This window comes from Mucilaginibacter endophyticus (genome assembly GCF_003351025.1).
Taxonomy (GTDB): Bacteria; Bacteroidota; Bacteroidia; order Sphingobacteriales; family Sphingobacteriaceae; genus Mucilaginibacter; species Mucilaginibacter endophyticus.
Genome location: NZ_QPCG01000006.1, coordinates 1 through 15,375, shown reverse-complemented (window position 1 = coordinate 15,375; position 15,375 = coordinate 1). Strand labels below are relative to the sequence as shown.

Below are 15,375 nucleotides of genomic sequence, written 5' to 3'. Positions count from 1 at the left end.
AATCCTTAAATCAGGAAAATCAAGGTTCTAATCAATGACAACCTGTTTCATCCCCTCTCTGCCGTAAAATACCGGGAAATACATCATCTCGGCTTTGGCCGGGTTTAAGGTGTATTTACCGTTGTAACGGGGGATGAGGTTAACGGTGAATGTATATTTGCCCTGTTTAAGGGAACGGCAAAATATACTTACCTTCTCTTTAAAATATTCGCGGTGTACCTCGTTGTTTTGCCACGATTGCTCCTTGCTTTCGTATGAGCATCCGGCGGGTATCGGGATTTCTACCATCACAAAATCAGCATCGCCACGTACCGTCACTTCTGCTTTTAATAACACAGCTTCACCGCCTTTTAAGGTGGTAATTGCTTTTTCTTTGTGCTCAAACCAGGTATCTACTGTAAAATCTTTACTAACCTTTTCGGGCTTGCTGTTCCAGAATTGCTGGTAGCCGGTAATGTAAACAGGTAAGCTACCTGTTTTATTAACACTAATCTGCTTATCGGTTAAAGTAGCTGAGTAGGGGAATTTGCTGATAGTTTTTGTATCGCTGCCATTCAATGTAATTTGCGAAGGTTTAACCTGTTTATTTTCAATCAGGAGATCGGGGAGGATAGTTTCCAGGATCAGGGCCGATTCATAAGTATTGCGCCAGTCGCCATGACGGCGTTGTTCAAGAAAGTAGCCCCGTATCTTACTTAATAATTCAGGGTGGCTACCGTCGTTTTTAATAATATGGTAGGCCAATATGCTTAACTGTATCGAGTTATCAAAAAAACGGTAATCATCTTCGCCCCAATACATATTGCCAAACATGGTGCGCTTGCTTGGTTTGAGCAGACTGTCCATTTTTATAGGTAAACCTGATTCCTGGCGTAATAACATCAGCCTCAATTTATCATAAACTAATAAGCCACCGCCAAACGGTTCGCGGGCTTTTGCCTGCTTTTTCTCGATGATCGCTACATACTTCTGGTAATCAACTTTTGCCTCCAGTTTATGAAGCAATTGCAAACAGAATATTTTATCCCTGTCTTTATAGCTTTCCAGCTGGTAAACGAGGTAGTCGGTTAATTTTTGTTTATCCAGTTCAACAACAAAACCCTCTTTTTGGGCATTGACAAGGGCCTCAATTGCATGAAGGCTTATCCAGAGCTCTTCATTACTATCTTTCCACCAGCCCCAGGTGCCGTTGCCCCTGCGGTTTTCCTGCATTTTTTTTATTACCTCTCTTATATTCTTTTCATACCTGAAATCTTCGCCCATAAACTTTTTGATGCGGCGCTCCATGAGCAGCCCTTTTAGTTTTGAAGCCAATTGCTCATTGCACAGGTATTTGTATTCCCGCAACTTCCGGGTTTCTTCTGCCAGCACAGGTAAGGCCGAGGCTTCGGCGCGGAAAGTTATGGGGCCCAAAGCCGGATCGAACTTAAGGCATACTGTTGTATCGCGGTCGAGGGCTTCAAAAATACCTTTTGTTTCTTTAACGCCCTGTGGCATTACCGGGATTTTGCGTTGCTCGCCGTCAAAATAGCCGTTGTCGCGTTTAATAGTGTATTCAAAAGTGAGACTATCTGTGGAGGTTGCCGTAATGCCCAAAGTATCTATTTTGGAGTTTTTAATCTCCAATTCGTCCTGTTTTAACGTTTGACCGTTGTATTTAAAAACGCGGGTGAGCTTAGCGGTGTTGGTATTGTAGTTCATCACTTTACCTATCAGGTTCATTTCATCGCCGGCAACGGCAAACTGTGGCGCAATGAAATTAGCGCTTAGCGGTTTGTATGATTTGATATTGCTTTCGGCAAAACCGGTTTGCTTGTTACCGTTTATACCGATAATAAATGTTCGCCAGTTGGTGATATCATCGGGGTAAGTAACCATGAAGCTGGCTTTGCCGTGTTCGTCGGTAGTTAGTTTAGGTTGCCAATATGCATAATCAGAGAAGTTTTTGCGCAGTGTTGAAGTTCCGCCGGTCTGCGTAGTATCTGCCTTTTGGCCTCCGGCCAAACCGGGTTTAGCTTTGGTCTTGATCACAATAACGCCGTTGGCAGCGCGGGCGCCGTATATTGCTGTAGCGGCCGCCTCTTTCAGTATGCTTATTTCTGCAATATCATCCTTATTAATATCAGACAACGAAGCAACAATTTCACCATCGACAACTACAAGCGGCGGTGCCGATGGTAAGGATGATACTCCTCTGATCATTACTTTAAGATTCGGACTTCCGTCATTTACAGAAACACCGGGCACCTGACCGGCTAATCCATATGTTACAGTACTAACAGATCCTGTGAGCTCTCTTCTCATCACTGTACCATAGCCAACAACTACAACCTCCTGCAATAGCTTTGAGCTTGATGTTAAAGCAAGCCTAAGCGTTTCTCCGGGATGTATGGGCACCTGTTGCGTTTCATAGCCTATATAGCTTATGATAAGCCTGCCGTTTTTAGGAACCTTTACTTTAAATCGGCCATTGGCATCTGTAAAAGTACCGGTTGCCGCGCCTCTAACCCTTATACTAACACCAGCCGCAGGCTGATTGTCATAGCCTGAAATTATGCCGCTCATTGTATCCCCAAAGCTGCCAGAATCCAGGTATTTGTCATTAAAAGCTTCTTTAATCTTCAACGCGTCGTTTTCTATTTCACGGTCGCCATTGGTATATGTTCCAGTGCGGTTATTGATGATGTTGCTGATCCTGCTACCTACCGAATCTTTAGCGTGCGCAGGCAAGACTGTAAAATTGTAGAAATTGGTTCCTTGTGTTTTTATGACAACGTTTTCTTTAATATCATAGTTATCGCCTTTAAGTAAAAATAAAACCCAATACCTGCCTGCGTTAAGGCCAGAAACATAAGTAGTATTGCCCGGGTAGATCATGACAAAGTCCGGATCGTTATATTTATAGATGATGATATTTTTGATCAGGAGCTTTTTATTTTCCGGTTGAGTGATATTCATGCTGAGCTTGCCTATCTCGCCACTTATGGTAGGATTATTAAAAAGCGCCTGGGTATTGCTGCGCAGATCAAGGTATTGCTGCCAAACGTTTTCTGCTTCAGGACGGGTAAGTACCTCCTGGGTATAATCATCGGCAGTGCCCTGATAAGATGATAGCACAGGGTTAAAGGGATAAGCGGTCGCGATACTTTTTTGCTTGATAAGGCCTGGGTCAAATTGAAATGAATAGCCCGGTTCGGTGGCAAAATATCTTGATTCACCGCCTTTAACTTCCAGGTTAGCAAAGTTTTCGGCTAATGGGCCTACAAGTACACTATTGTACTGGCCTGGATCCGCGTTGATCATGAATACCTTTTCGCTTTGGGTTAGCAGGGCCATTTTCCAGCCAAAATTATTGATAATCGTAATCAGATAGCGGTTAATCAGGTCGCACTCATAAGTGCTCAGCGTATCAGAAACTTTTGTGAATTTCGCACTGTCTGCATTAATGCTGAAGATCAGCTTCTTCGATTTCGGTACATCAATTGTATCTACCCAAACGTTTTGATGGCTGGTCCTGAACCTGAACAAATGTTTGCCCGGCGATACCGCGAAGCTGTAGCGTTTAAGCTGCCGTGTCTGGTCAAAATAAACAGGCCGGTTATCAATATAGAGGATGTGAACAGGTAACACATCGCCGTTTTTAACCACAAATGGCGCTACTTGTGTAAGCGAGTCTTTAGTGTCTTCTTCAACCCGGTAAATTTTATCAGGATGCGTAAACTGGTAATAGGCAATGCTGTCCAATCCCATTTCCTTGCTCCAGCGTTTCCAGTTGAGCTGCAACGTACCAATGATATTAACTCCGTTGGCCTCAAAGGCCGCTTTTTGCTTGCGATAGATAAAGTCTTTGCCCAGATAGGGTACATAGGGTGTTCTGTAATCCGTAAACTTGCTTGTCATTGACCACGCCGTTAAATCGGCATTGGCTACAGGCTGACCTTTTGCATCGGTAACTACAATGTCTGTTTTAGCCTGTTGCCCGGGATAAACAGATACAGGCTGACGTACATTAATGGTTATGAGTTTATCGCGGTATACTATATCCGTGGCTTCGGTTCTGCTTTCGCCCACCCATATATAATGCACTTGAAAATTCACTATGTTTTGGTTATTGTAGGCGCGTGTATAAAACAGGTTATCGGCCTGCCCTGCATCTATCAACCTGTTACCACCAAATACCGAATACCAGAAATGCAGGTGACGCGGGTTTTCAACTTTTACAAATAATGAGTCGGCAGTGCGATAGCCCGAAAGCGAAATCCCGGAATCATTGTTTTTAAGGTAAAGGTCGGCATAGGCACTGTCGGTCTGGATGTTGTAGTTATCGGCATAGGGGTTAATGATAGTTTTGGAGGGCAGCATTACCCTGATCTTTGATAGGGTATCATAGCGGGGATTCAGCGTGCTGATGGTAGCCATCGTTTTGATGGGTTTACCATTATCAAATGCCTCACTTACCAATGTATCACCGCTTAATTTAGCGGTAACGCTAAAACGGCTATACCGGTAACTCATGTTATTATCGGCCGATTGACGCTCGTTGTTGCTGTTCAGAAATTCTGAATTGATGTAATAGGTAACGTCAGCCTTGGGGAAAATAGAATCGGGAATAATGAGTTTGGTTTCACCAATAGCGTCGAGCTGTAGTTGGTGCGTCCAGAGTTGATCTGGTACGAAAGTGTAGTTCTGGCGGTGTGTGCCTGTGTTGCGGGTATAAAGCGTAATATTAACCCGGCCATCGGTAACAGGCAGGTTATTTTCGTCAACAGCTTTAAGGTATAGGGTTGCAGGGTTTCCAGGGCCGTGTTCTTCTTTATCAACCCTGGTGCTAAACGTTATCGATTTTAGTTCATATTCCTCGTATTTAAATTCGCCGGTCGTATAAACTATGCGTTTGGCTAAAAAGCCCTCATCGTCATCTCCTTTATAATCGTCAAGTTTATATTTTTCGCTCGACGGATCTTCGAGTGATATGGTATAATCCCTATCAAGCGAAAGGTCAAGGCTATCTGTCAGTGCGAAACTATATTCATATGCTCCGTCACGATAACTTTTTACCTTGCCAATGATCTTGCCGTCTTCATCGCTCCGGTATCTGAGCCGTATCAATAACTGAGCCGCATTGACGGGCTTTTTTGATTTTTTGTTTAAGATAAAAGCCTTGAATTTTACTGTATCGCGTGGCTTGTAAATAGCCTTGTTGAATACCATAAAACCCTCGTAATCATGCCCCGGCTGAGGGCGATAATGGGGTTTGTCGCTTTTTTTGAACAGGTTTTTAAAACGATTCCAGGTGGCCTTGAAAAAACTCATACCACGATATGGATTGTAACGATAATAAGATGGTTTCTCCTGCTTTTTTATATCGTAGTAATTGGTGACGCCGGCATAGTCTACTTTCAAAATAGTGCCTTTTTTTGAAGCATCGGCTATATATAAACCAGCCTTTGCATCATACGCAATTGTACGATTGTTAGTTTGTACCGAAGCATTATTGATGATTTTGCCTTCATTATCAAGCAAAATAAAGCGCAGGTCATAGCGGTTATCCAACAGCTTTAAATTAGCGGAATGGTTTTCAATAAGAGAGTAGTTGAGCAGGTTCTTTTTGGCAGCAACCTGCATGTAGTTGCCGGGAGGGAGGGAATTGTCCCATTTGGTGTTCGTTTTAAATGAATCTATAGGATTACGCAGTATCTGCTCGTCGGGTTTTTTATCCGGGTGCTGGTAAAATTTCAGCACGTCGTCGGCAGTTACTTTATATATGTAGGTATAAAAACTGTTTTGCCGGCTTGGCGTTAGGCGCTTTTGGGCAAATGTGGTGATTATGCAAAAACTTAAGAAGCTGAAAAATAATAACGATCTTTTTAGTGTTGCCTGCATGTTTAGGTATATTTTGTGGTAACGGCCACCGGTTTAAATATATTTATTTGTGTTTGTTTGCATTTAAGATGCAGATGTATTTACTTTTCCATAAAAGAAATATCATTTAAGAAACTTATTTTTGAGGCGTAACCCTGCTTTACATATCGGGTTAGTAGACATTTAAATTATGTGGTACAGCAACATACTTGATACCATTGGCAATACGCCGCTGGTAAAACTGAATAAAGTAGCAAAGGACATTCCCGCTACTGTTTTAGCCAAAATAGAAACAACCAACCCCGGCAACTCCATTAAGGACCGTATGGCCCTTAAAATGATTGAAGACGCCGAAAAAAGCGGTAAGCTTAAACCCGGCGGAACCATTATCGAAGGCACATCCGGTAACACTGGCATGGGCCTGGCAATAGCTGCGGTTATAAAAGGCTACAAATGTATTTTTACAAGTACTGATAAACAATCAAAAGAAAAGTTTGACGCTTTGCGTGCTTTTGGCGCCGAGGTAATTGTTTGCCCCACCAATGTAGAGCCTGAAGATCCGCGTTCATACTACTCGGTATCATCGCGCCTGGAGCGGGAAGTTCCTAACTCGTGGAAACCTAATCAGTACGATAACCTGAGTAACTCTCAGGCGCATTATGAATCAACTGGTCCGGAGATATGGGAACAAACTGAAGGTAAGATCACTCACCTTATTGCGGGTGTTGGGACCGGCGGCACTATCTCAGGTATTGCCCGTTATCTGAAAGAAAAGAACCCGGCTATCCAGGTTTTGGGTATTGATACATACGGCTCGGTATTCAAGAAATATAAGGAAACTGGTGTGTTCGATAAAAACGAGATCTATCCTTATATCACTGAAGGTATTGGCGAAGATTTTTTACCGCAGAACGTTGATTTTAGCCTGATCGACCATTTTGAAAAAGTAAGCGATAAAGACGCCGCCCTCATGACCCGCGAGATTGCCCGCAAGGAGGGTATCTTCTCGGGTAACTCGACCGGTTCGGCAGTGGCAGGTCTGCTGCAGATGAAGGATAAATTTAAAGAAGGAGATGTGGTAGTGATCATTTTTCCAGACCATGGCACCCGCTACCTCGGCAAAATGTACAATGACGACTGGCTGCGCGACCGTGGTTTCCTGAAAGACGAGAAACTAACCGCCCGCGATATCATCGGCAAAAAAGATGTGCAGGAGATCATCACCATTGATTGCGAAAAGAGCGTACTGGAAGCTATCAATACTATTAAATCGCTTAATATCTCGCAGATCCCAGTTACTCAAAAAGGTATGGTAATAGGCAAGATCACAGAAAGCGATATCCTTGATTCGCTGATCGAAAATCCATCGATCAAGTCACAACCCATCAAGAATATTACAACAGCACCATTCCCGTTTGTTGATCTGAATACATCGATTGACAGAATCTCGGCCATGATCAATAAAGATAACATTGCCGTGCTGGTTGAAGACGGGGAAGGTAAAATTGAAATCATTACCCAGTATGATATTATAAACGCTATTTCCGCCTAAGAGGTTAAAGGCGAAAGGTTAAAGGTAGCTGCAGTTTGCAATGTCCTTTAACCTTTCCCTTTTTAAGACCTTTTACCTTTATCCTTTCGCCTTTCACCTCAACATTACTCCAACCGCTTCTTCGCCAATTCTGGGCTATACCGTTGATTTAAGCGGTAATTTGGTGTGATGATAAACACAGCCGTGCCTTTTTCGCGGGCGAGCGGATTGCTTACTTCGCCTACTTTAGTAAAGCTACCTATCATATTGTCGGCTACAAATTCTTTAATGTTTTTGCCGCCGCCGTCATCTATGTAGATCAGGTATTTGCATTTAAGACTATCGGGTGCCCAAAGGGTAAAGCTGCTGTTCAGCGATATTACATTGGGATAGCCGTATTGCTTGCGGTAGTGGTGTATAGCGCCGGCTTCGCCGTAGTTATCGGCGTAAACCAAGGTTTGCTTCTGATCGTCAGGACTGAGGCTCTTGTAGGCTTTATCCACCAATGCAGCCATATCATCCCAGCCCAGCATATCGGCGTAATCCTGAGTGGTGGCATGCTTTTTACCATCTTCCCAAGTCATTGAAAAACGAACGGGCGGCAGGTGCTTATCCGCAAAGCGAAAAAACGCCAGGGTTTGATCCATTGGTAAAATTGGTAATAGGATGGGCAGTAACAAAGCGTTGGGCAGGGTAAACAAAACGATTAAAGCGGTACGCAAAACATAGCCATTTGTTTTTAATAAACGCTCAAAACCGAACGCTCCTGCGGCAAACAACATGGGGTAGGCCCCAAATATGTAATAGCTTTTGCCATCCATCATCAGTAAAAAAAAGAAGATGAGTGCATAAGCCAGCGCCATGAACTGAAAATTACGCAGCCTGAACGAGAATATCAGGAAAGCAAGTCCGTTAAGCCATATAAACAATGCAACGCCGTTGACCAATAATTGCTGTTTAATAAAGTCGGTTGGGGTAATATAATCAAGTTGCTGTTCACGCAGGGCCTTCATATGCGTAAAAACCGGCATGTGGTGATTTATTTGCCAGATGAGGTTGGGTAGTACAATAATTACTGTTATCGCGGCAGCGCCAAGAATGTGCTTGTTAAACAGTAATTTGCGTTGTTTACTGATTAGGATGCCAATAAGCAGTGACGCTGTAAAAAACAGCATTGTATATTTAGTAAGAATACCAAGACCAACAGCTGTCCCGAGCCAGTATAGGTACCTTACATCGGTAGTGTTAAGGTATTTTACCAGCAACCAAACAGTTATCACCCACCAAAATTGATCAAAAACCACTGGTTGGAAAAGATATTCGCTTGCTGCAAAAGCAGGTGCAAAAATGAGCGACAAACACGCAAGGGTTATAGCAAACTTTTTTCCACCAAATTCAATAACTATAAGGCCCGTAAGTAAAACAATGAGCCCGCCAAACAGGGTAGGGAACAACCTTGCTGCAAAGACTGAGTTACCGAAACAGGTGATAGAGATTTTTGCCAGGATGGCGATAAATGGTGGCACTTCCTTGTATCCCCAATCCAAATGATCGGCCAATACAAGGTGCAGAAATTCATCACGATGAAAACCGAAATGCGATATAGCGAAAAGGTTAAGAACTACTTTAATAAATACAAATATCAGTACAAAATAAACGTAGGTAGATTTCCGGTTTTTGTAAGGCATTGTTTATATAATGGTTTTTTAAAGGTAATATTTTGAGGCGAAAGGCAAAAGGTTAAAGGCGAAAGGTTTTTAAAAGAAAAAGGTTAAAGGATGCCACGCTATGCAGCTACCTTTAACCTTTGACCTTTCGCCTTTAACCTTAAAAGCTTAAATACGTGTTATATCAGCGCCTAAAGCTTTAAGCCTGGTATCAATGTGCTGATAGCCGCGTTCAATTTGTTCAATATTGTAAATAGTTGATTGACCTTGTGCTGAAAGGGCAGCGATCAATAATGAAACACCGGCACGGATATCAGGCGAGGTCATGGAAATACCACGTAATTTAACCTGGTTATCTAAACCAATTACGGTTGCACGGTGCGGATCGCAAAGGATGATCTGGGCACCCATATCCAACAGTTTATCCACGAAGAATAAACGGCTTTCAAACATTTTCTGGTGAATCAGTACCGAGCCTTTTGCCTGGATAGCAACAACCAGCACAATGCTCAATAAGTCGGGCGTGAAGCCCGGCCATGGCGCGTCGGCAATGGTCATTATACTGCCGTCAATAAAAGTTTCAATTTCGTAATGTTCCTGGGCCGGAATAAAGATATCATCGCCCCTAAGCTCCAGCTTAATACCCAAACGTTTGAAAACATCGGGGATCATGCCCAGTTCTTTGTACTGAACATCTTTAATGGTGATCTCAGAACCGGTCATGGCAGCCAAACCAATGAATGAGCCAATCTCGATCATATCAGGTAATAAGCGGTGCTCGGTACCGCCCAGCCTTTCAACACCCTCAATAGTTAACAAGTTTGAACCAATACCGCTGATCTTAGCACCCATACGGCTCAGCATTTTACAAAGCTGCTGCAAGTAAGGTTCGCAGGCGGCGTTATAAATGGTAGTAGTACCTTTGGCCAATACCGCGGCCATTACCACGTTGGCCGTTCCGGTTACCGAAGCCTCATCCAGCAGGATGTAAGTACCGTGAAGATTGGAGGCATCTACATTAAAGAAACCATTTTCGGGGTTATAATTAAATTGTGCGCCAAGTTTCTCAAAACCCAGGAAGTGGGTATCCAACCTGCGGCGACCAATTTTATCGCCACCCGGTTTAGGGATAGATGCTTTGCCAAAACGGGCCAGCAGCGGGCCAACTATCATGATAGAACCACGTAGGCCACCACCTTTTGATTTAAACGCCTCAGACAGGAAAAAGTCCTGGTTAATATCTTTAGCTTCGAAGGTATAAGTATGCTCGTTGATACGCTCAACAATAACGCCCATATCGCCAAGCAGTTCTATCAGTTTGTTTACATCCTTAATATCAGGAATATTGCTGATGGTTACTTTTTCTTCGGTAAGCAATACGGCAGATATAACCTGTAAAGCTTCGTTTTTTGCACCCTGCGGGGTTATTTCACCTTTTAGCGGTTTGCCGCCATTTATTACAAATGCGTTAGTCATGCGGAGTTTCGGATAATTGATAAGATCACCAATGATAAACTATCAAAGCTATGATCGGTTTTGCCAAATAATTTATTGGGGCAAAGATTAGAAAATTAATGCAGATAAAATAAAAGGCTTGGGGATTTATCATTAACGATATAACACAAAAAACGTCATTGCTGTAGGGTACCAAACAATCACGAACTATACAGGGTGTACCTGCTGGTTGGTGATTGCTTCGTACCTCGCAATGACGTGTTTTTCTTAATTCTGCAGAAATGCCCCCGAATTAATATTTTTTTGAACCTCCGTTGTTGTTACGGTTACGGTTGTTTTGGTTGTTGTTACGGTTTTGGTTGTTGTTTTGTCTGCCTCCGTTGCTACCGCCGCGGTTTTGATTGTTCTGATTGTTGTTACGACCGCGATTATTGTTGTTGTTATTGCTGTTTTGCTGAAAGTTATTAGGACGGAAATCAACACGGTTAAGATTAACGTTATCCTCCAGTTTCAATGTGCCGCCTGATAAAGCGTACAAATCAGACAAGATACTTTCGTCGCTCACCGAATCTTTGTTCCATTGTACATAGGCCATCTTCATGAAATTGGCGATGGCCTGAATCATGTGGCGCTTACGATCAGGCTCTTCAATGGCTTTAGCTTTTTCAATCATCAGCTCAATAGTTTTGCCATAGTGCTTGTATTTAATGCGCTGATGAGGATAGTTTAATGGCGCAGGCTTAATATGCGCTGCCTCTGGCAACGGCTTTGGATACGGTGAATCTACATCAATCTGGTAATCAGAAATGATGTGCAAGTGGTCCCAGAGTTTGTGTTTAAAATCTGCCACGTCGCGCAGGTGCGGGTTCAGGAAACCCATCAGGTCAATAACTACCTGTGCGTAGCGGTTACGTTCTTCTTTAGTTGGCAGCGCTACAATATATTTAACCATATTTTGTACGTTGCGGCCATATTCAGACAGGATTAATTTATTCCTGGTTGAGTTATAATCAAAATTTGCAGGCGTGTTTTCTTTAGCCATGTTAATAATTTTTTTATGAAGATTTGAAAGTTAGCCAGACAAATTTCCCTGATTGGAAGGGCAAAAGAGGCTAAAATTGAATTGTTACTTGTATTGAAGTAGTGCAAATATAAACTAATACTTATAATACGCAAATTACGTTGGTTAATTGTTGCAATTATTTGTTTTATTTTAGCTTTTAAACATCTACAATTTGGAAAATCAGCAAATTACCATCACCCATATAGATATATACCGCTTCAGTATTCCCATGGAGCCGTTTACCATTGCCACCGGAACTTTAGACCATGCTCAAAATGTTTTTATCCGGGTACATACCGATGCCGGCTTTTACGGTGTGGGCGAATGCTCCGCTTTTCCTATGATTGTTGGCGAAACGCAGGATACCTGCCTGGTAATGGCACGCGAGTTTGCCCGGTTATGGAAAGGTAAAGACGCGCTTGATATTGAAGCCCGGCTTCAGGAGCTGCATAGCTTCACCGCCGGCAACACCACCATAAAAAGTGCTTTTGATAACGCGCTGTTTGATATAGCGGCAAAAAATGCAGACATGCCCTTGTACCAGTTTTTAGGAGGCGAGAGACGCACCGTTGAATCTGATATAACTATAGGTATAGCCGGGCATCATACCATGGCTTTAAAAGCGCTTGATTTTAAGGCATCAGGTGCTAATATATTAAAAGTAAAGCTTGGCAAAAATGCGATAGAAGATGTGGAACGCATTCAACAGATCCGCGAGGCGGTGGGCCCGGCCATGAGGATCCGTATTGATGCTAACCAGGGTTGGAATTTTAACGAGGCCGTTTTTGCACTACAGTCGATAGCACAATATGATATTGAATTTTGCGAACAGCCAATACGTACCTGGTATGATGACCGGTTGCCGGAATTGATGCAACTATCGCCGGTTAAGATCATGGCCGATGAAAGTGTGTATAATCATCATGATGCCCGTAAGCAGATCAATGCCGGCGCTTGCCACTATATCAATATAAAAATGGCTAAATCGGGCGGTATTTATGAAGCTAAAAGGATTCATGATGTTGCTGCTTCATATGGTATTCCCTGTATGATGGGAGGTATGCTGGAGAGCCGCATAGCTTTGAGCGCGAAATTACACTTTGTATATGCCAGTCCTAATATCCGGTTTTATGATATGGACACCTGTAAGTTAGGCCACCTGGTTGATCCCTGTGTTGGTGGAGCCATGTATGATGGTTACCACTTAACCATTGATGACGCTCCGGGTATTGGCGCCGATGCTGATGAAGCTTTTTTGGCAGATTGTGAACAATTTACTATTTAATCCAATGCTGATTAGAAAAGCCATCATCGAAGATCTGCCTGTTCTACTTCAGTTTGAACAGGGAATTATAAACACCGAACGTCCGTTTGACAGCACACTCAAACCGGATCCTATAAGTTATTACGATCTGAAAGCATTCATATCCTCGTTCGAAGTAGAAGTTTTGGTTGCCGAAATTGACGGAGAAATAGCAGGCAGCGGATATGCGCGCATCAAAAAGAACCCGGATAGCTACTATGATTTTGAAAAATATGCCTATCTGGGGTTTATGTACGTATCGCCGCCACATCGCGGTAAAGGGATAAACCAGGCAATTATTGAAGAGCTTAAAAAATGGGTGGCAGAACAGGGATTGGCCGAAATAAGGCTTGAGGTTTATAATGATAACGCGGGTGCCATTAAGGCCTACGAAAAAGTGGGATTTGAAAAGCGTATGATTGAGATGAGGATACGCATATAAAAAACAAGCCGGCAGGTTGCCCGTGCCGGCTTGTTAATTTTGTTATAAATATCTTATAACAGGGGCTTTCGTTTCATTTTGTTTCCGCTTAACGCTTTGGCAGCGTTTGTTTTTTCCTGTTTGGATGATTTTGGATCGTGCAACTGCTTTGATGCATCGGTCTTTTCTTTGTCCAATTCTTTAGTTGCCATGGTTGTTTGATTTTGTATGATTAGATAATATCATAAATTTATTATTTGTTTTACGCAAATCAAAAAATAACCACGGTTAACTTGAAAATTAAGGCTTCACGGCATTATTCCGATAACTCGGCAAAATATTTGTGAAACAACGGAATGGTTTCAATGCCCTTATAATAATTGTAAATATCATATTTCTCATTAGGCGAATGCAGCGCATCACTATCAAGCCCAAAACCCATTAATACGGTTTTTAAACCAAGCTCGGCCTCAAACAGAGCAACGATAGGAATACTGCCGCCGCCGCGGGTTGGGATAGGCTCTTTACCAAACGATTCGGCAATGGCTTTTTGTGCTGCACGGTAGGCTACACTATCAGTAGGGGTTACAGCAGGTTCGCCACCATGATGAGGCGTTACCTTAACCTTAACATAAGGAGGCGCGATGCTTAAAAAGTGATCGGTAAAAAGTTTAGTGATAGCTTCTGATGTTTGGTTGGGTACCAAGCGCATAGAGATTTTAGCATTGGCCTTTGATGGCAATACCGTTTTCGCGCCTTCACCAATGTAACCGCCCCAAATACCATTCAGTTCGAGGGTAGGGCGGGTGCCTGTACGTTCAAAGGTGCTATAGCCTTTTTCGCCCCAAAGCTCAGTAACGTCAAGGTCTTTTTTATATTCGGCTTCATCGTATGGGGCGCTGTTCAGTGCGGCGCGTTCTGCTTCGGTAAGCGGAACTACATCATTATAAAAGCCGGGAATGGTGATATGATTATTTTCGTCGTGAAGTGTGGCAATCATTTGTGCCAGTATAGTGATGGGGTTGGCTACCGCGCCACCGTAAACGCCCGAATGCAGATCGCGGTTAGGGCCGGTTACTTCAACTTCAAGATAGGATAGGCCGCGCAAGCCGGTTTCAAGCGAAGGGTGTTCCATGCTGATCATCGATGTATCGGAGATCAGTACAACATCGGCTTTTAGTTTTTCTTTATTGGCTTTAACAAAGATACCCAGGTTTGAGGATCCAACTTCTTCTTCGCCCTCAATCATAAATTTGATATTGCAGGGAAGTGTGTTGGTTTGCATCATCAGCTCAAAAGCTTTAACATGCATGTAAAACTGGCCTTTGTCATCGCAGGCGCCACGGGCATATATTTTACCATCCCTAACAGTTGGTTCAAATGGAGGGGTTTTCCATAATTCCAGCGGATCGGGTGGTTGTACATCATAGTGACCGTAAACCAGCACGGTAGGCTTTGAGGTATCTATGATCTTTTCGCCGTATACAATGGGGTACCCGGCGGTTTGGCAAATTTCAACATTATCTGCTCCTGCATCGCGGAGCCTTGCTGCCACATAATCGGCAGTTTTTAGTACTTCTGATTTGTATTTTGGGTCGGCACTAACCGATGCTAAACGTAACAGGTCAAATAACTCATCAAGTAAACGCTGTTTGTTTTGCTCAACATATTGCTTTATGTGCTGCATAATATTATGGTTTGCAGCAAATATAGCTAATTAGGTCATTGTAGTCATTAGGTCATTGAGTCATTCCCAATTTGAAAATTTTAACCATGCCCTATGCACAACAAGCAGCTATTTGTAGTTCATGATCAATCTGCAGATCCTAAATCCTTTTTAGGCGCGCTGGCAGCCTTGTTTGAAAATTCAGATTTCTCAATCTTTACTTTAACCACTTCTTGTTTATCTTCTTTATGAGTTAACGAAACAGCGGTAAGGCCTGTCGCAATCAAAACCGCTGCTGCTATGATAAATTTTTTCATGTTGTTAACTTTTATAATGATTTTATAATGAATTGTATTTCGATTAAAAGGGCAATTATGCCACGAAATCAGCAGAACCTAAGTCACGTT

Annotated in this window: 10 protein-coding genes; 3 read left to right on the top strand and 7 right to left on the bottom strand. The window is 42.8% G+C overall.

Translation table 11 applies throughout. The features are described from left to right. Nucleotides 1–27: 27 nt before the first annotated feature. On the bottom strand, nucleotides 28–5,883 hold the full coding sequence (locus DUL71_RS22920; RefSeq protein ID WP_114940245.1) for an alpha-2-macroglobulin family protein: 5,856 nt from the start codon (nucleotides 5,881–5,883) through the stop codon (nucleotides 28–30). 169 nt (nucleotides 5,884–6,052) lie between these two features. On the opposite strand from DUL71_RS22920, the gene DUL71_RS22915 reads away from it, so the two are divergent. Next, nucleotides 6,053–7,414 carry a cystathionine beta-synthase gene (locus DUL71_RS22915; RefSeq protein WP_114940244.1) on the top strand — a complete coding sequence of 454 codons (1,362 nt, stop codon included), beginning with the start codon at nucleotides 6,053–6,055 and terminating at the stop codon, nucleotides 7,412–7,414. Nucleotides 7,415–7,518: 104 nt separating this feature from the next. On the opposite strand, the gene DUL71_RS22910 is transcribed toward DUL71_RS22915, so the two are convergent. The 3 genes from DUL71_RS22910 to DUL71_RS22900 all read right to left on the bottom strand — a co-directional run bounded on the left by DUL71_RS22910 (nucleotide 7,519) and on the right by DUL71_RS22900 (nucleotide 11,557). Beyond that, nucleotides 7,519–9,081 (bottom strand): ArnT family glycosyltransferase, encoded by a 1,563-nt coding sequence (locus DUL71_RS22910; RefSeq protein WP_114940243.1) that lies wholly within the window; start codon nucleotides 9,079–9,081, stop codon nucleotides 7,519–7,521. Nucleotides 9,082–9,228: 147 nt separating this feature from the next. Then, nucleotides 9,229–10,536, bottom strand: a complete 1,308-nt coding sequence (gene murA, locus DUL71_RS22905; RefSeq protein ID WP_114940242.1) for a UDP-N-acetylglucosamine 1-carboxyvinyltransferase — start codon at nucleotides 10,534–10,536, stop codon at nucleotides 9,229–9,231. A gap of 271 nt (nucleotides 10,537–10,807) precedes the next feature. Further along, a complete protein-coding gene (locus DUL71_RS22900) occupies nucleotides 10,808–11,557 on the bottom strand; it encodes a DUF4290 domain-containing protein (protein ID WP_114940241.1) in 750 nt (249 codons plus the stop codon). 208 nt (nucleotides 11,558–11,765) lie between these two features. Here DUL71_RS22900 and DUL71_RS22895 point away from each other — a divergent pair, with 208 nt between their 5' ends. Both DUL71_RS22895 and DUL71_RS22890 read left to right on the top strand, forming a co-directional pair. Beyond that, the gene (locus DUL71_RS22895) at nucleotides 11,766–12,863 is read left to right on the top strand and encodes a mandelate racemase/muconate lactonizing enzyme family protein (protein WP_114940544.1); all 1,098 of its coding nucleotides are present in this window, start codon (nucleotides 11,766–11,768) and stop codon (nucleotides 12,861–12,863) included. Nucleotides 12,864–12,867: 4 nt separating this feature from the next. Next, on the top strand, nucleotides 12,868–13,323 hold the full coding sequence (locus DUL71_RS22890) for a GNAT family N-acetyltransferase (protein WP_114940240.1): 456 nt from the start codon (nucleotides 12,868–12,870) through the stop codon (nucleotides 13,321–13,323). A 53-nt stretch (nucleotides 13,324–13,376) separates the two neighbouring features. Here DUL71_RS22890 and DUL71_RS32060 read toward each other — a convergent pair whose 3' ends face one another. From DUL71_RS32060 to DUL71_RS32055, 3 genes are all read right to left on the bottom strand, one after another. Beyond that, on the bottom strand, nucleotides 13,377–13,514 hold the full coding sequence (locus DUL71_RS32060) for a hypothetical protein (protein WP_154402460.1): 138 nt from the start codon (nucleotides 13,512–13,514) through the stop codon (nucleotides 13,377–13,379). A 104-nt stretch (nucleotides 13,515–13,618) separates the two neighbouring features. Further along, complete coding sequence (locus tag DUL71_RS22885) at nucleotides 13,619–14,989, bottom strand: dipeptidase (RefSeq protein ID WP_114940239.1); 1,371 nt, start codon at nucleotides 14,987–14,989, stop codon at nucleotides 13,619–13,621. 125 nt (nucleotides 14,990–15,114) lie between these two features. Next, a complete protein-coding gene (locus DUL71_RS32055; RefSeq protein ID WP_154402459.1) occupies nucleotides 15,115–15,285 on the bottom strand; it encodes a hypothetical protein in 171 nt (56 codons plus the stop codon). Between the last annotated feature and the right edge of the window lie 90 nt (nucleotides 15,286–15,375).